The 17,091-nt window shown below is 64.7% G+C and carries 16 protein-coding genes; 8 read left to right on the forward strand and 8 right to left on the reverse strand.

Translation table 11 applies throughout. The features are described 5' to 3' along the window. Positions 1–50 precede the first annotated feature (50 nt). Positions 51–1,091 carry an alpha/beta fold hydrolase gene (locus tag ATE71_RS05515; protein WP_235587919.1) on the forward strand — a complete coding sequence of 347 codons (1,041 nt, stop codon included), beginning with the start codon at positions 51–53 and terminating at the stop codon, positions 1,089–1,091. Here ATE71_RS05515 and ATE71_RS05520 read toward each other — a convergent pair. From ATE71_RS05520 to ATE71_RS05545, 6 genes are all read right to left on the reverse strand, one after another. Next, positions 1,045–1,797: an alpha/beta fold hydrolase gene (locus ATE71_RS05520; RefSeq protein ID WP_058802481.1), complete on the reverse strand. Its 753-nt coding sequence runs from the start codon at positions 1,795–1,797 to the stop codon at positions 1,045–1,047. The genes ATE71_RS05515 and ATE71_RS05520 overlap by 47 nt on opposite strands. Before the next feature lie 47 nt (positions 1,798–1,844). Continuing rightward, the gene (locus ATE71_RS05525) at positions 1,845–2,084 is read right to left on the reverse strand and encodes a hypothetical protein (protein ID WP_058802554.1); all 240 of its coding nucleotides are present in this window, start codon (positions 2,082–2,084) and stop codon (positions 1,845–1,847) included. A 120-nt stretch (positions 2,085–2,204) separates the two neighbouring features. Beyond that, positions 2,205–3,455 (reverse strand): N-succinylarginine dihydrolase, encoded by a 1,251-nt coding sequence (locus tag ATE71_RS05530; protein ID WP_058802482.1) that lies wholly within the window; start codon positions 3,453–3,455, stop codon positions 2,205–2,207. 3 nt (positions 3,456–3,458) lie between these two features. Continuing rightward, positions 3,459–4,460 (reverse strand): arginine N-succinyltransferase, encoded by a 1,002-nt coding sequence (locus ATE71_RS05535; protein WP_058802483.1) that lies wholly within the window; start codon positions 4,458–4,460, stop codon positions 3,459–3,461. After that, positions 4,457–5,668 (reverse strand): hydrolase, encoded by a 1,212-nt coding sequence (locus ATE71_RS05540; RefSeq protein ID WP_058802484.1) that lies wholly within the window; start codon positions 5,666–5,668, stop codon positions 4,457–4,459. The genes ATE71_RS05535 and ATE71_RS05540 overlap by 4 nt, the downstream gene beginning before the upstream one ends. Before the next feature lie 48 nt (positions 5,669–5,716). Continuing rightward, positions 5,717–6,898: a hypothetical protein gene (locus tag ATE71_RS05545; RefSeq protein ID WP_058802485.1), complete on the reverse strand. Its 1,182-nt coding sequence runs from the start codon at positions 6,896–6,898 to the stop codon at positions 5,717–5,719. Positions 6,899–7,180: 282 nt separating this feature from the next. Here ATE71_RS05545 and ATE71_RS05550 point away from each other — a divergent pair, with 282 nt between their 5' ends. Continuing rightward, positions 7,181–8,326 carry a GGDEF domain-containing protein gene (locus tag ATE71_RS05550; protein ID WP_235587920.1) on the forward strand — a complete coding sequence of 382 codons (1,146 nt, stop codon included), beginning with the start codon at positions 7,181–7,183 and terminating at the stop codon, positions 8,324–8,326. 11 nt (positions 8,327–8,337) lie between these two features. Here ATE71_RS05550 and ATE71_RS05555 read toward each other — a convergent pair whose 3' ends face one another. Next, positions 8,338–8,637, reverse strand: a complete 300-nt coding sequence (locus tag ATE71_RS05555; RefSeq protein WP_058802486.1) for a WYL domain-containing protein — start codon at positions 8,635–8,637, stop codon at positions 8,338–8,340. Positions 8,638–8,810: 173 nt separating this feature from the next. Here ATE71_RS05555 and ATE71_RS05560 point away from each other — a divergent pair, with 173 nt between their 5' ends. From ATE71_RS05560 to ATE71_RS05585, 6 genes are all read left to right on the forward strand, one after another. Further along, positions 8,811–10,904: a malate synthase G gene (locus ATE71_RS05560; protein ID WP_058802487.1), complete on the forward strand. Its 2,094-nt coding sequence runs from the start codon at positions 8,811–8,813 to the stop codon at positions 10,902–10,904. A 215-nt stretch (positions 10,905–11,119) separates the two neighbouring features. Beyond that, positions 11,120–12,019: a CDF family Co(II)/Ni(II) efflux transporter DmeF gene (gene dmeF / locus ATE71_RS05565; RefSeq protein ID WP_058802488.1), complete on the forward strand. Its 900-nt coding sequence runs from the start codon at positions 11,120–11,122 to the stop codon at positions 12,017–12,019. Positions 12,020–12,079: 60 nt separating this feature from the next. Further along, entirely contained in the window at positions 12,080–12,442 is a 363-nt protein-coding gene (locus ATE71_RS05570; RefSeq protein ID WP_058802489.1) for a hypothetical protein, read from the forward strand. A gap of 27 nt (positions 12,443–12,469) precedes the next feature. Further along, positions 12,470–13,093, forward strand: coding sequence for a DJ-1/PfpI family protein (locus ATE71_RS05575; protein WP_058802490.1), 624 nt, complete (start codon positions 12,470–12,472; stop codon positions 13,091–13,093). Positions 13,094–13,174: 81 nt separating this feature from the next. Continuing rightward, positions 13,175–15,190: a GMC family oxidoreductase N-terminal domain-containing protein gene (locus ATE71_RS05580; protein ID WP_058802491.1), complete on the forward strand. Its 2,016-nt coding sequence runs from the start codon at positions 13,175–13,177 to the stop codon at positions 15,188–15,190. Between the two features lie 28 nt (positions 15,191–15,218). Next, positions 15,219–15,944, forward strand: a complete 726-nt coding sequence (locus tag ATE71_RS05585) for a rhodanese-related sulfurtransferase (protein ID WP_082665096.1) — start codon at positions 15,219–15,221, stop codon at positions 15,942–15,944. Positions 15,945–16,012: 68 nt separating this feature from the next. Here the strand turns inward: ATE71_RS05585 and ATE71_RS05590 are convergent, their stop codons facing one another. Beyond that, the gene (locus ATE71_RS05590) at positions 16,013–16,831 is read right to left on the reverse strand and encodes an SDR family NAD(P)-dependent oxidoreductase (RefSeq protein ID WP_058802492.1); all 819 of its coding nucleotides are present in this window, start codon (positions 16,829–16,831) and stop codon (positions 16,013–16,015) included. Positions 16,832–17,091: the final 260 nt, after the last annotated feature.

A 17,091-nucleotide genomic window follows, 5' to 3' on the forward strand; every position in this document is an offset into this window, starting at 1 on the left:
GATTGACGGGGCGGGGCCGTGCGCTAGGGTTGGGCCAGCCTTGAGGGGGCATGATGATTACCGACGACGATGAATTCGATCCGCCGCCACCGCGGCGCCCGCTGCTCCGTCGCAAGCGAGTCCTGATCCCGCTCGGCCTGCTGCTCACGATCCTCGTCGCGTTCCTCGCTCTCCGAACCGCGGATACCGACCGCGACGAGATGGTCGCCAAATATGGCGGTCCCGATGCTGCCTTTGCTGCGGGGCCCGCTGGCCAGCGCATCCATTACCGCGATCAGGGCAAGCGCGACGGGCCTGCGATCGTCCTGCTGCACGGATCGAACAGCAGTCTTCACACTTGGGAACCGCTGGTAAAGCGGTTGGGCGCGACATATCGGGTCGTCACGCTGGACCTGCCTGGGCACGGGCTGACCGGCGGCACGCCCGACAAGGATTACAGCGCGGCGGGAATGATGGCCGCGGTCGATGTCGTTGCGGCAAAAACCGGACTCGACCATTTTATCCTCGGCGGCAATTCGATGGGCGGCTGGGTCGCCTGGCGCTACGCGCTGGCGCAGCCCGACCGCGTCGATGCCCTGCTGCTGCTCGACGCCGCGGGCATGCCGCTGCGCAAGGGCGAAAAGGCACCACCGTCGAATATCGGATTCCGCATACTCGAATATCGCTTTGGTCGCTGGCTCGCGACCCAGATCACGCCGCGCGCGCTGGTCGAGGAATCGCTGCGCGGGTCGGTCGCAAGGCAGGCGATCGTCGATGACGCGATGATCGATCGCTATTGGGAATTGCTGCGCTTTCCCGGCAACCGCGAAGCGACGGTGCTGCGCGCGCGGATGGACCGCGAACCCGCGATGGCCGCGCGCGTCGGAGAGATCGAGGCGCCGACGCTGATTCTGTTCGGCGACAAGGACCGCCTGATCAACCCGACGGCGGCAAAGAGTTTCAACGAACGCATCGCGGGGTCGGAGGTCGTCCTGTTGCCCGGCATCGGCCATCTGCCGATGGAGGAAGCGCCCGATGCGACGGCTGCGGCGATCGCCGATTTCCTTACGCGGCGGCTTGCGCCGACGCCGGTCGGTCCAGAAACGCGCTGATCCGATCGGCGACCGCAGCGGCGTGGGTAAAGGGGAAAAGGTGCGAGCCCGGCAGCACCTCAAGCAGTGCCCCGTCGATCTGTTCGGCCAGCATCCGGGCATAGCAAACGGGCATCACGCCATCCTGCTCGCCCGCCAGCACCAGCACTGGCATGGTCTTGAGCCCCGCCAGCAAGCCGATGCTTGTCCAACCCGCCATTGCCGCGCTCTGATAGGCGATGCCGAGCGGCGTAGCGGTCTGGATCTTCAGACCGCTCGCCAGCATGTCATCGTCGAACATCGCCGCCCAGCCGATGCCCGGCGCGCCCATGACGGGGGTCGTCGCCATCAAGACCAGGCGACGCACGCGGCCTGGAAACTGGATCGCGATCTGCTGCGCCAGCGCGCCCCCCCAACTGAACCCGGCAAGGTCGACCCGCTTGTGGCCCAGCCGGTCGGCGATTTCCATCACGACGGCGGCGATCGTCGGCGCGCCATAGGGGAGGAGCGCGTCGGGCGACCCGCCGACACCGGGCATATCGAGCGTCCACACCTCGCGTCCGTGCATCCGGGCAAGCAGCGGGGCGGCGGCGGCGATGTCGGCGCCGATCCCGTTGAGGAACAGCAGCGGCGTGCCGGATGTGCCCTCACGCCAGCGCGCAACCCGCAGCGACAGGCCATAGACATGCTCGGTGCTGATGGCCGGCCGGCCGCTGATCCTGCTCATGGACGTGCCTTCGCATATCGCGATGACGGGCGAAAGACCGATGCGGCTCAGTCCGCCTGTTTTGCTATGGCCTCGGCCTGCTCGTAGCGAAGGCAGTCGAAGATTTTGGCGCCGGCAAGGAATACCGAACCGGTGCAGGCGAGGAGCAGCAATTTGCCGCCCGTTCCCGGATATTCATGGATATAGGCTGCACCGCGCGCCATCGCGCCGACCGCCAGCGCATAGATGATGAGGCAAGCCTCGAACCGGGTCTTGATGACGAACAGGCGTCCGATCTTTTTCAGCATCACCAGACCTCAAGCAAGCGTCATGCCACTGGCGCAAAAGCGGGATTCGGCGCGCCGGGTTCATGGTAAATTGTAAGTTAATCCGACAAATTAGGGAAGGCGGCCGGTCGATATTCCGCCTCAACCCAACTCGCTCAGACCCATCGCTTCGAGCAGCGCGATGCGCGCCGCGCGAACGTCTGACGCCAGCGCCGCCGAAGCGATGTCGCCGGGCGCGATCGCCTCGGGCCAATGCTTTGCCACCACGGCGGCGATCCGGTCGAGTTTCGCCGCGTCGGCCATGAAGCGCGGATCGACTGTCGCGGGGTCGGCAACGACGCGCAGCCGCAGGCAGGCAGGGCCGCCGCCATTCGCCATCGACTGGCGCACATCGACCGGCAGCAGGCGACGAATCGGGCCGTTGCCTGCGATCATTCCCTCGAGCCAGTTCCAAACCGCGGGCGTGTCCCGCGCTTCGGTCGGGAGGACCAATCCCATGCCGTCGCCGCCGGGCAGGGTGACGAGTTGGGCGTTGAAGAGATAGGATTTGATCGCGTCGGGCAGGCTGACGGCCGCCGCTGGCACTTCGACGATCTCGACCGGGGGAAAAGCCGCACGGATCGCGGCATGGGCGGCTTCACGGTCCTCGAATGCGGTTTCGTGAGTGAACAGCACATGTTCGTTCGCGACCGCGACGACGTCGTTATGGAAAGCCCCGCCCTGGATCGCGGTGTCCGACTGACGGATGAACAGCGTCCGCGCCGGGTCGAGCCGGTGCAGCCTCGCGATCGCTTTCGATGCGTCGAGATGCTGGCGTGCCGGGAAGCGGCCACCGCTTAACCCAAAGACGAAGATTTCGACGCCAGCTGTGTCGTGTCCGCTGCACAGCCGCATATGGTTCGCCGCCCCCTCGTCGCCAAAGGGTGCAGGGATCGGTGGGTGCACCGCAAAGGCGGAATGCGCAAAGGCGAGGCGAAGCTGCGCCAGCGTTCCCGGCCATTCGTGGCTTCGGTGCGGCATGGTTACCAGGTTGGCGACGGTCAGGTGGCATTTGCCGTCGGTGCTGTCGGGGGCGGGGGAGACGGTCGCCGCGTTCGCCGCCCACATCGACGATGCCGACCAGGCCTGCGCGCGCAAATGACCCTCGGCGTCGTCCAACGTCGTGCCGAGCGTTTCGAGCCATTTCGCATCGGGCCGATCGAGCGGCATGAAAAAGCCTTGCGGTAGGCCAAGCGCGAGGTTGTGGCGCATCTTTTCGATGCCCTGCAGCGCCGCAGCGCGCGGCTGCGACACGTCGCCGGCATGGCTCGCCGACGCGATATTGCCGCGGCTGAGCCCTGCATAATTGTGGCTGGGGCCAATGATTCCGTCGAAATTGATTTCGGTGAGCATGGCCTAGCGTCCGATCCAGCTGATCGCATCGCCCTTGCCGACGCCAAGGATGCGGGCGGCGTCGGCATCGATCGTCCCGTCAGCGCCGATCTTGCCGAAACAGCAGCGGAAATCGGCGAGCCGCCCGGTCGCGATCAAGGCGTCCTCGCCACCCTCGCCCACGCCCGTCACCTCGACATGTTTCGCATCGCGGATGCTCGCGACCTGGTCGGTGCGCGCGGTCATCGTCGGGCCGCCGTCGAAGATGTCGACGTAATTTTCGAACGCAAAGCCTTCGTTTTCCAGCATCCGCATCGCGGCGCGGCCGGTCGGGTGGGGGACGCCGATCACACTGCGCGCATGTTCGCCGAGCATCGCGATATAGACGGGATGCTTCGGCATCAGGTCGGCGATGAACTGGTTGCCGTGGACCGCATTGAACTGATCGGCTTCCTGGAAATTCATCCCGAAGAATTTGCCGGCGACCCCGTCCCAGAAGGGCGATCCGCCCGCCTCGTCGATCACCCCGCGCAGCTCGGCGAGGATGCGGTCGCCGAAACGTGCACGGTGGCGCGCGATGAACAAATAACGCGACCGCGCAAGCAACAGCCCGAGCCCGCCGGCGCGCGCCGCTGGGTGCAGGAACAGTCCGCCGACTTCGCTCGCGCCGTTGAGGTCGTTGCTGAGCATCAGCACCTGTGCGTGAAAGGTGCGGCCGAGCTGCTCGCTATGCTTGCTGTCGGTGCCGATACGGTATGAGTAGAAGGGCCAGCGCTGGCCGACCTGCCCAAAAATCTGACAGGTGCCGCGTACTTCGCCGCTGTCGAGATCCTCGAGCACCATCAGGTACAGCTCGTCGGCGGGATATTCCTTTTCCGAAGCGAAGCTAGCTTCGGCGCGTTCGAGCTTGGCGCGCAGCGCCTTTTTGTCGGGGGGCAGGTTAGTGAAGCCGCCACCGGTCAGCTTCGCCATTTCATAGATGCTCTGCAGGTCGCCCGGCTTGGCCGCCCGGATCACATAATTCACACAGTCCCCCGTTCCGCTATTCTTATCATGGTGAGTGTCGACAGCTGCGCGCGTTCGGCGAGGCTGTCGACGATCAGAAATTCGTCCGCAGAATGGATGGCGCCGCCGCGCGGACCCATCGTATCGACCACCGGGACGCCGCAGGCTGCGATATTGTTGCCGTCGCATACGCCGCCGGTGGCGTTCCAGTTGATCGGCGGGAGGCCGAGCGCGGCGCCACAATCGCGGACAAGCTCGAACAGCCGTGTCGCGGCGGCGTCGAGCGGCTTCGGCGGGCGGTTGAAATTGCCGTGGATATGGCAATGCACGTCATGTTCGCGCGAGATGGTGGCGACAGCAGTGCGCAGCGCCGCTTCGGCCTCGATCATCGCTTCGGGGGTCGCGGGGCGCATGTTCACACGCAGGATCGCGCTGTCGGGCACGACGTTGTTCGGTCCGCCGCCGTCGATCTTCGCCGGATTGACCTTCAGCGCCGGCGATTTGAGTGCGGCGAGCCGCAGCGCAAGGTCGGCGGCCGCTAGCAAGGCGTTGCGTCCGTCGTCGGGATTGCGCCCCGCGTGCGCCGAGAGCCCGTGGACGATCACCGAGAAATTGCCGCTTCCCGGCCGTGCCCCAGCCAGCGTGCCGTCGGGCAGCGCGGGTTCATAGGTCAGCGCGGCGGTCTTGCCTTTCGCGAGTTCGGCGATCAGCCCGGCGGAGGCATGGCTGCCCGTTTCCTCGTCGCTGTTGATCATCACATCATAGCCGAGGCGCGAGGCGAGCGGCGAGGCCTCTAGCGCGGTCAGCGACGCGAGGATCACCGAAATGCCAGCCTTCATGTCGGCAGTGCCTGGACCATTGAGGACGCCGGGTTCGAGCCATTTGAGCGTCTGGAACGGATGGTCGGCGGCAAACACCGTGTCCATATGCCCGGTCAGCAGCAGCTGTACGGGCGCTTCGGGCCGCACACGAAGGTGGAGATGGTCGCCGCGCTGCGTCGTCCTGATCTGTCCTGCGGCATCGACGCTCTCGACCGGATCGGGGGTCACGAGCCGTATGTCGCCGGGCAGTGCGGCGAAGGCATCGGCGAGCTGGCCTGCGACGGTCCTGAGCCCTGCAAGATTGCCGGTGCCGCTGTTGACCGCCGCCCATTGCTCGACCTGGCGCAGCATTGGCGCGTCGGCGGCGCGCTCGAGCGCGGGCGTTTCGGCGGTCGTGATGGATGTCATGCACCGGCTATAGACGCGGCGGCCGCCCTTTTGCCACCCCCGACGATGCTACGGCGTCTTCGCGACCGGGCCCGCTGGTTTGAGGAGCGGCGTATAACCTTGAAGCTGCAAGGCTTTGCGCGGCGATAGTGTCGCGGCGAGTGTGTCGAGCGTTCGCTGCGCCCGCGCATCCTTGCCTTGCGCAAACAATGTCCGCGCCAGTTCGACCCGGGCGCGTTCATGCACGTCGAGATTGCCGAAAGGATCGAAAAAGGAATCGATCCGGGCCCGATCCTTGACTCCGTTCCAGCTGAAGGGTTTTGCGCTTCGCGCGTCGTCGGCGATTGCCTGATAGGCGCGAGCCGCATCCGCGAGCCCCATCCTGCCCGTCAGGACGCCGTAGCGCGTCCGAAACAGCTGCGCTTCGGGCGAGGCATCGGCGCCGGTGAATTCGGCGAGTATGCGATCGATCCAGCCCCAGTTCACGACGCCGGTGGCTGCCTGCATCCCCAGCAGGTTGAACGACAGGATTGCCGCGCGATGCTCGGCGGTCGTGGCGGCTTGGACCGCGGCGGCGTCGGGGCTGCCCAGACGCGCTGCGGGCACCAACTCGATCGCCGGATCATTTTCCAGAATCGCTTCGATGTCGCCCTTGTGGAAATAGCCGACGACGACGACCATCGTCTCGCCTTTATGTTTGTGCGCGATCGCCCGGATGCGCTGCGCTTGCATGAACGTGCGATAGAGATAGAGCCGGCGCGGAAGGTCGCGATCGGCGCGCGGTGCGGGGTCTGCCGCCCATTTCAGCGGCGGCGCGAGCGTCGCGGGATCGTCTGCGGCGAAAAAATTCCAGTCGAGGATCTTGCGGTCGGGAAAGGCCAGAAAGCCCTGAAAACCCTGTGGCTTGCGGATTTCGGGCGGCGCGTCGAGGTCGACCCCGAAGCCGAGTAACTGGTCGTCCAGCGGCGGCATCCAGTCGATCGGGCAAATCTCGGCGGGGTTGCTGGCCGCCCAGGGCAGGATGATTCCCTGCACCTCATAGGTGAATTCGTAATAGTCCTGCCGTGATGCCTGTTCGGGCGGCCGCTCGATGCAGACGGCGGCTGGCCTTACGAGATCCAACCAGGCCGCGAGCATCCCAGGCTGGTCCTTTTCAGCGACGAGCTGCGCGGCATGATCGACGCCCAGGATCGCGATGCGCGCCCGATCTTGCGGGACCTGCGCGGGGGCAAGATGCGGAAGGCTTGCCAACAAAAGGGCCAGCCACGAAAGGGCGCGTCGCAGCACGGTCGATGTCCTTGTCGAAAGCAATGAAGAGTGCATAGCATGGCCGCCGTCCGGGGCAACGCCTGCAGGAAAATCCCGCGTCGTCGATACGGTAAATCACTGTTCCGCGTGCGGGAATCAGGTAAGGACGCGCGAAAATTGTCCCGAATCGCAAAACATTAACCAAAAGTTCGGGACATAATCGTTACGCTTCTCTCACCGATGACGAGTGGGTCGATGACTGCAGCCTTCGTGCTTGGCATTAACATGTCTGTGGCCGGCGTTTTTGCCGTCGCCTTTGCCGTGGTCGCCGCAACCAACCGTACGGCCCGCGGCGCGTGGTGGCTTGCTCTCGGTTACGGCATGGGGATCATCTATGTCGGCCTGGAATTCATATTGACATGGCAGGACGATCCGACGCCCGTCGGCATCGGCATCTTCCTGACATTTCTGCTCGCGCTCAGCTTTGCGCTGGTCGGCGTCGCACATTATTATCGCGCCCCGCCGCCCTGGCGGGCGATGGCGGCGATATGGGTGCTCACGATCCTCGCGGTGCCGGTGATTTTCAGCCTGACTTACGGTTCGACCCTGCGGCTGAGTCTTTACCAGCTTCCCTATGTCGCGATGCAGGCCTTGCTGGGGTTTGTCATCTGGCGATCCCGGCGCCGGCAGCCGCTCGACCTGTTGCTTATCGCGTTGCAGGCGATTGCTGCGGCGATCTATGTCGCCAAGCCTTTCATCGCGGCGCTCGTCGGTACGGCGAGCGCCCCGCAGGGCTATATGGCGACGACTTATGCAGCGATTTCGCAAAGCGGAAGTGTCGTAACCCTGATGGCGATCGCGCTTGTCCTGTTGCTGGTGATGATGCGCGATTCGACCGCCGAAATGATCGCGCATTCGGAAACCGACGCGCTTTCGGGCGTGCTCAACCGGCGCGGTTTCGAACATCATGCCGAACAGGCGCTGCTCCACGGCGGCGATGCTGCCGTGCTGGTCGCTGCGGATCTCGATCATTTCAAGGCGATCAACGACAACTTCGGCCACGCGGCGGGTGACGGGGTGATCGCCCATTTCGCGGCGATGCTGGTCGAAGCCGCGCCACCGGGCGCGATCGTGGGGCGTATCGGCGGCGAAGAATTCGCCGTCCTCATCCCCGGCGGCTTGTTGTCGGAAGGGCGCGCCTATGCCGAAACCGTGCGGGCTGCCTTTGCTGCGGCGCAACTCCCGGTACTCGGAATCGACCGCGGCTTCACCGCGTCGTTCGGCATTGCCCAGCGCGGCGTGGACGATTCACTGTTTGAACTGTCGCGCCGGGCCGACGCCGCCCTATATCGCGCCAAATCCGGCGGCCGAAACTGCGTGCGCGTCGCGCTTGGCGAGCTCGCTTCGGCGCCCGCCGTCGGTGCTGCCTGATTTAGCCGCGGTCACACGGCGAGGAGCGGAGTATCTTCTTCGCGGGGGGCTGCGGGTTCAAAGCCGGGCAGCGGATCAAACGTCTCTTCGGTCAGTTCGATCGATGCAAGCCCGCCGAGCTTGAAGTGGCCCAGCCGCGGATCCTCATCCGACCGCCAATTCTTGTTCAGATTCAGCGCGCTGATAAACAGGTCGCCATGGCGTTCGAACAGCAGGTGCGGCGCCAGCGTCAGCACCTGGCCGTTATAATGGGCGGTTACCCTCCGCTTGCGCGCGATGGCTTCCATCAGTTTCAATCGTGTGTCGTCCATGGTGTCCAGGATCGTTCTTGGGGAGTGGATTATTATGTTGTGCGTTGCAGCATATTGTATACCTCCACGATTGGAAAGGACCCATTGCCAATTAAAACCAATCGCGGCATAGCGCGGCGGCCCTTTCCTCCCCGGATCCACTGGCGCAGCCGCGCCGACCAGAGGGTGTTTAGATGACCGAATTTCTCGATCGCTCCGGCCTGTCCGTCGATTCGCGACTGGCCGATTTTATCGAGCAGCGCGCGCTGCCTGGCACGGGGCTCGAGGTTGCCAAATTCTGGAGCGACTTCGCGGACCTGCTCGGCAAATTTGCGCCCGAAAATGCTGCCTTGCTGGCGAAACGCGAGGATCTGCAGGCGCAGATCGACGCCTGGCACAAGGGCCGCGAGGGGCAGGCGCATGACCCCGCTGCCTATCAGGCCTTCCTTCGCGAAATCGGCTATCTCGTCCCCGAACCCGCGCCGTTTCAGGTCGGCACGCAAAATGTTGATCCCGAGATCGCAACGATGGCGGGACCGCAACTCGTCGTGCCGGCATTGAACGCGCGCTTTGCGCTCAATGCCGCCAATGCGCGCTGGGGCAGCCTCTACGATGCCTTTTACGGCACCGACGCGCTCGACGCGCCGCCGGCGAAGCCCGGTGGCTACGACACCGACCGCGGCGCGGCGGTGATCGCGCGCGCCAAGGCTTTCCTCGACGAAACGGTGCCGCTCGCGACGGGAAGCTGGGCCGATTGGCAGGGCGGGCAATTGACCCTCGCCGATCCGGCGCAATGGGTCGGAAGCAAGCCCGGCGGAATATTGCTCCGCCACAACGGCCTGCATATCGAATTGGTGATCGATTCTTCGAGTGCGATCGGCAAGGCCGATCCTGCGGGCATCGCCGATATCCTGCTTGAGGCCGCGTTGACGACGATCATCGACCTCGAGGATTCGGTTGCCGCCGTCGACGGCGAGGACAAGACGCTCGGCTACACCAACTGGCTCGGCCTGATGCGCGGCGACCTTGTCGAACGCTTCGCCAAGGGCGGGGCGACCGTCACCCGTGCGATGGAGACCGACCGCGAATGGACCTCGCCATCGGGCGACGCCTTCACGCTCCATGGCCGCAGCGTGATGTTCGTGCGCAACGTCGGCCATCTGATGACGACGCCGATGATCCGGCTGCCGAACGGTGCCGAAGCACCCGAAGGCCTGTGCGACGCCGTCATCACCAGCCTGTGCTCGCTCCACGATCTCCAGGGACTCGGCACGCTCACCAACAGCCGTGCGGGCAGCATCTATATTGTGAAGCCCAAACAGCATGGGCCGGAAGAGTGCGGCTTTACGAACCGCCTGTTCGACGCGGTCGAGGATATGCTGGGCCTGTCGCGCCATACGATCAAGGTCGGCGTGATGGACGAGGAACGCCGTACCAGCGCGAACCTCGCCGCCTGCATCCACGCGGTGAAGGACCGCATCGTCTTCATCAACACCGGCTTCCTCGACCGCACCGGCGACGAAATCCACACCTCGATGCGCGCGGGACCGATGATCCCGAAGGGCGAAATGAAGGCATCGGACTGGATCGCGAGTTACGAGGATCGCAACGTCCGCATCGGGCTCGCCTGCGGCCTCAGCGGCAAGGCGCAGATCGGCAAGGGCATGTGGGCCATGCCCGACCTGATGAAAGCGATGCTCGACGCGAAGATCGGCCATCCGAAATCGGGCGCGAACACCGCGTGGGTGCCGTCGCCAACCGCCGCGACGCTGCATGCGCTCCACTATCATCAGGTCGACGTGTTCGCGCGACAAAAGGACATCGCGGGCGAGGCGGTGCCGTCGCTCGATCGCCTGCTCGCCATCCCCGTCGCCACCGGGCGCAACTGGAGCGAGGCGGAAATCACCCGCGAGCTCGACAATAATTGCCAGGGCATCCTTGGCTATGTCGTGCGCTGGATCGATCAGGGCGTCGGCTGCTCGAAGGTGCCCGACATCGACGATGTCGGCTTGATGGAAGACCGCGCGACGCTGCGCATCAGCTCGCAGGCGCTCGCCAACTGGCTGCTCCACGGCGTCTGCACCGAGGCGCAGATCGACGCCGCGCTGGCGCGCATGGCGGTGAAGGTCGATGCGCAGAACGCCGGTGATCCGCTCTACGAAAAGCTGGCGCCGGGCGGCATCGCTTATCGCGCGGCGCGGGCGCTGATCTTCGAAGGCGTTGCGCAACCGTCGGGTTATACCGAACCACTGCTGCACAAATATCGGCAGATGAAGAAGGCGGCCTGAACGGCGGCTTTCGACCGGAAGCGGACACTTGTTCTTCGTCATCCCGGACTTGATCCGGGATCCATCGCAGCGTCGAAGTCGTGGACCCCGGATCAAGTCCGGGGTGACGAGGCGGCGGAACGAACGGCCGCTTCCCACCCCTAAGCAGCCGTCCGGCAGTTCATCCCTCCGCCGCATCTTGTCGAATAAGCCGCGATGCGAAATAGATAGGGTGCATGTCCGAATCCCCGCCCACCCAGCATTTGCACGACTTCCTCGGTTCCTCGCACGACGAGAATGCCAAACGCACCCTGTGGGTCGTCGCGCTCACCGCGGTGATGATGGTAGGCGAGATTGCGGCGGGTTACTGGACGGGTTCGATGGCGCTGCTCGCCGACGGCTTTCATATGGCAACGCACGCGGGGGCGCTCGGCCTCGCAGCGCTCGCCTATCGCTATGCGAAGAAGCATCGCCACGACCCGCGCTACAGCTTCGGCACCGGCAAGGTCGGCGACCTCATGGGCTTCGCCTCGGCGCTGATCCTCGGCATCTTCGCGATCGGGATCGCGGTCGAATCCTTCCTGCGCCTGATCGATCCCGTGCGCGTCGATTTTGCGAGCGCGACGCTCGTCGCCATACTCGGGCTCGCGGTCAATATCGTCAGCGCGCTGCTGCTGATGGGTGGTCATCACTATCACGGGCACGACCATGACCACGCCCATCATCACCACGGTCACGATAACAATCTCCGTTCGGCCTATTTCCATGTACTCGCCGACGCGCTGACCTCGCTGCTCGCAATCGGGGCGCTGCTCGCGGGGCGCTATCTCGGCTGGCACTGGATGGACCCCGCGATGGGTATCGTCGGCGCGATCGTCATCGCGCGCTGGTCGTGGGGACTGATGCGGGATACGGCGGCGATCCTGCTCGACGCGAATGATGACGAAGCCGCCGCGGCGATCCGCACGCGTGTCGAATCGACCGGCGCGACGCTGACCGATCTCCATGTCTGGCGCGTCGGCCCCGAAGCGCGCGCGGCGATCGTCGAGGTAAAAGGCGAGGTGTCGTGCGAGGAGTTGCGCGACCGGCTGAAGGATATCGTGACGGTCGCGCATCTGACGATCGCGCTGCGCTGATCGACGACAGGGATTGCCGCGCGGGCAAAAGGGACTAGAACATAAAGGGTACAAAATGGAGTGCCCGCCACGTTCGCCGCCGTCGATCCCGTCTATCGCCATTACCCGAAAAGAGCCCGATATCATGCGCGTATCGATGTGGGCGGCGTGGCGCTAAAGCTCTATTTCCTGCTCGTCTCGGTATGGCGCGGATTGAACGAGCTGTGGGAGGCGGTCTGGTATCGCGAGGGCAACATGCCCGCCTTTGCGCCCTTCGATCCGGGCTATCCGTCGAAACCGGGTGTCGTGCGGCCCACCTTCTGCGTATGGGAACTCGGCATCGACGCGCATGAAAGCGGGGCATGGGGCCGCTTTCTCGCGTGTCCACGCGACGATGCGGCGCGCTCGCGCTGGCTTGAGGATGGTTTCGAAGGCGCGGTATAGCCGGCCTTGGTTTACAGGAGTTTCGACGTGCAGATTGCGGTGCTGACCTTTGACGGCTTCAACGAACTCGATTCGTTCGTCGCTGCAGCGATCCTCAACCGTTTGCGGGGGCAGGGCTGGGAAGCGCATATCACCTCGCCGACACCGCAGGTGACATCGATGAACGGCGTGACGATCGAGCGCCAGCAACCGCTCGATTTCGCTGCCAAGGCCGATGCGGTGATCATCGGCAGCGGTGTCAAAACGCGCGAGATCGCGGCCGACCCGCTGATGCTCGGCCGCATCCGGCTCGACCCCGCGCGCCAGCTTGTCGGTGCGCAATGTTCCGGCACGCTGCTGCTCGCGAAGCTCGGGCTGGTGGGCGACTTGCCGGCCTGCACCGACCTCACCACCAAGCCCTGGGTGATCGAGGCGGGGGTGGAGGTGCTCGACGCGCCCTTCGTCGCACACGGCAATGTCGCGACCGCCGGCGGCTGCCTGGCGTCGCAATATCTTGCGACGTGGATCATCGCGCGGCTCGCTGGCACGGTGGAGGCGGAAGAAGCCCTCCATTATGTCGCTCCCGTCGGCGAAAAGGCGGAATACGTCGGCCGCGCGATGGCGGCGGTGCGGCCCTTCCTGCCGGTCGAGGCGGCCGCCCGTTCCGCATAACTGGCGATACCATACAATACAGCTTGTTCCGTCGTGCCATAATCCGGCATTTTGCAACATACGCAAACTGGGGGCAGGGCGATGACGGCACCGTTCAATTTCGGGCAGCTCAGATTTTTGAAGGCGCTGACCGAGGCGCTATTCCACGGCGCCGACATGGCGATCACGCCCGATCAGGTCGTGACCAATGTCTGCGACCTGTTCGCCAAGGTCGGCGGCACGAAGCTGGACGAGATTCGCCTGTCGCTGACCGCGACCGAAGTCGTGCTCGGCGGACCCTTCTTTACCGAGGACGATGTCGCGGGACGAGCCGACAAGCTCCGCGACCGGCTCCAGAACAGCCAGATCGACCTGTTTCAGGACATGGCCCGGCTGCGCGGCATCATCTACGCCTGCTACTATGGTCATTGGCAGCCGGGGCTCGAGCCCGGCGACCAGGACGCCAACACCGCCAATCCGGTGCATCGCCAGATCGGCTTCACGCTGCCAAAATTTCGCCAGCGCGGCAATTATGACGTCCCCTTGACGCCGGTACTCGGGCGCGAGATCGACCCGGCGCACATCCTCGATGCCAACAGCCTCGCTGCCGAATATGACGTGATCGTCATCGGATCGGGTGCGGGCGGGGGCGTCGCGGCCCATAATATCGCGGCGCGGGGTTATAAGGTTCTGATCGTCGAGGCGGGCCCCTTCTACCCCAGCCACGCCATCACGCATCACGAACTCGACATGGTCGCCAATCTTTACAAGCATGGCGCGTTGCAAACCTCGACCAACCGCGATTTCGTGGTGTTTCAGGGACGCTGCGTCGGCGGGTCGTCGACGATCAACAACGGGATATGTCTGCGCGTCAATGAAGCGGGGCGCACCCACCCCGACGCGCAGGACGTGCTCGCCAAATGGGCCAGCATCGGCGCCCCGGTCGACGCCGCCGCCTTTCACGCGAGCTACGACGCGGTGCAGGCTCGGCTGGGCATTGCGCCGATCGAACCGCGCAGCGGCCGTCACAATGGCCCGCATCTGATCGAAGGGTGGCGCGCCTATGCCGCGGCGTCGAGCGATCCGCGCGAACGCCGTGCCGTCACCGACTGGTTCGCCAAGAATTTCGGGCCGCCGAACACGGTCAACGCCTGCGCCTATTGCGGCTATTGCAATTCGGGCTGTGCTTATGGCCGGCGGATGGGGATCGCGCAGACCTATCTGCCCGATGCGTGCCGCGATCATGGCGCGCGCATCCTGCCGAATACAAAGGCAGACCGCATCGTCTGGCAGACCGCCTACGATGGCCGGCGCGAGGCCGAGGCGGTGAAGCTGATCCTGCCCGATGGGTCAAAGGCGCTCGTGCGTGCGCGTGTCGGCGTGGTCGTTGCGGCAGGGACGATCGCCTCGTCGAAACTGCTCGACCGCAGCGATATCGACGGCACCGGCTATCAGGTCTCGCTCAACGTTGCCTCGCCGGTCGTCGCGCTGATGCCCGATGGCATCGGCGGCAACGCGTGGGACGAAGACCAGATGTCGAGCTATGTCGATTGCGGCGACTTCCTGCTCGAAAGCCATTTTCAGCCACCGATGTCGATGGCCTCGCTGATGCCGGGCTGGTTCGGCGATCATGCGGCGCGAATGAAAAATTTCGGCCGCGTCCATTCGGCGGGCATCCTGTTCCCCGCCGACCGGCGCGGTCGCGTGAAGGATGGCAAGCTCAATTTCCGGCTCGATGTGCAGGACGACCTGCCGATGCTGCGCCGCGCGATGGCGACGCTGACCAAGGTCCATTTCGCCGCCGGCGCGCTCGAATGCTATCCCGCGCTGGCCAAAGGGCAAAAGGTCACGCCGGGCATGGATGTCGATGCCTTTTTCCGTGACGCAATCCGCGAACAGGATGATGTCACCCTGTCGAGCAGCCACCCGCACGGCGGCAATGCGATGAACGAGGATCCGCAGCACGGGGTCGTCGACCTCGATTGCCGCGTCCATGAAACGACCAATGTGTTCGTCACCGACGCGAGCGTCTTTCCGAGCTGCATCCGCGTCAACGCGCAATGGACGACGATGGCGATGGCGCAATATGCGACCGGGCGGCACGATCCCTTTCGCTGAGCCTCAATCGCGCCTATGTGGCGCGCGCATGTTTCAGGTTGCCGCCCTTTATCGTTTCGCGTCGTTCGACAACCCCGCCGCGCTGCGTCAGCCCTTGCTCGACCTGTGCGCGGCAGAGGGGATCAAGGGCACGCTGCTTCTCGCGCGCGAAGGGATCAATGGCACCATCGCCGGGACCGAGGCCGGGATCGCGGCCATCCTCGATCATATCCGTCGCCTTCCCGACTGCGCCGAACTCGACGTCAAATATTCGACCGCCGCCGCGATGCCGTTTCAGCGGATGAAGGTGCGTCTGAAGAAAGAGATCGTCACGATGAAGGTGCCGGGGCTCGACCCCGCGCGCGACGCGGCACCTTATGTCGATCCCGCCGACTGGAACGCCTTGGTCGATGATCCGGACACCATACTCATCGACACGCGCAACGGGTTCGAGGTTAGCTATGGCAGCTTCGCGGGCGCGATCGATCCCCAAACGAAGAGCTTCGGCGACTTCCCCGACTGGTGGCGCGCCAATGCCGATCGCTTCGCGGGCAAGCGCGTCGCGATGTTCTGCACCGGCGGCATCCGCTGCGAAAAATCGACCGCCTTTCTGCGCCATCAAGGTGTCGAGGATGTGGTGCATTTGCGGGGCGGCATCCTCGCCTATCTTGAGCAGGTGCCCGCCGAGCAGAGCCGCTGGCACGGCGGTTGCTTCGTCTTCGACGAACGGGTGAGCGTCGGGCACGGGCTCGTCGAAATGGGCGAGAAGGAATAAGCGCGCGTTCCGTCATCCGGGCCGGTGGCCGCGGAACGGATAGGGCGCTATCGAACGAAACCGCCCGTTCAGCTCGCCGTTGTTGCGTTCATCTGTCGGGCATAGCCCGCCTGCACCATCGCGCTCATCCGGTCGAACAGCGCGTCGGGATCGCCGCGACGCATCGCCGCGATCGCGGCCTCGGCGCCCTCGGCCACCACCAGCTCGCGGACGCCGGAATCGACGGCGGTGAGCATCCGCGCTGCGGCATCGTCGGGCGATAGGCCGTTGTCGATCGCCGCGTCGCTTTCCCCGCGTGTGCTGCCGTCGGCGTTGAGCGCATTGCGGCTGACATTGGTACGCACCGATCCCGGCGCGACCACGAGCACTTTCAGGCCGAGATGCTCATTCTCGGCACGCACCGCGTCATGATAGCCGATGATGCCATGCTTTGCCGCCGAATAGGCGCTGCGCAGCGGCACGCCCGCGATGCCCGCAACGCTCGAGATAGCGATAATCTGCCCGCCGCCCGCGCCGACCATGCGCGGCAGCAATTGTTGGGTGAGAGCGATGGGGGCGAGCAGGTCGACCGCGATGATCTGCTGGTACACCGAAAAATCGGTCTCGACCGCAAGGCTGCGCTGCGAGATGCCGGCATTGTTGACGAGGCCGTCGATCCGGCCCTGCCACGCCCAGGCCTGGTCGGTGATCGTGGGAAGGGCGGCATAGTCGGTCGCCTCGAACGGCAGGATCAGCGTTTCGGTGCTGCAGGCGGCGGCGACCTCTTCGAGTGCCGCGACATTGCGCCCCGACAGAATCAGCTTTGCGCCACGTGCGCCCAGCGCGCGTGCCAACGCTGCTCCGATGCCCGAAGAGGCCCCCGTGATCCACCAGATTTGATTTTCCATTTCGGCTCCCCATCTGTCGTTTCGTTTCAACTTGAAACGGGTGCAAGGGGCCGTCAAGGCACCAACCCGCGGATTTTGGCGCGGGGGTGGTAATTTTGTTGCGAATCTGTTATAATTGCTAACAACACGTCGGTTTTTTGCCTCTTCCCGTCACTGGGCTGGGGCACTTTTCGACGTTCCGATGGAGCCATATCCCTTGTCACTCTGACTGGCTAGCGCCGACCGAATGGTAATCCACCTCCCCTTGGAGGGCGGGATGC

It is taken from the genome of Sphingopyxis sp. H115, assembly GCF_001468465.1.
Lineage (GTDB): Bacteria > Pseudomonadota > Alphaproteobacteria > Sphingomonadales > Sphingomonadaceae > Sphingopyxis.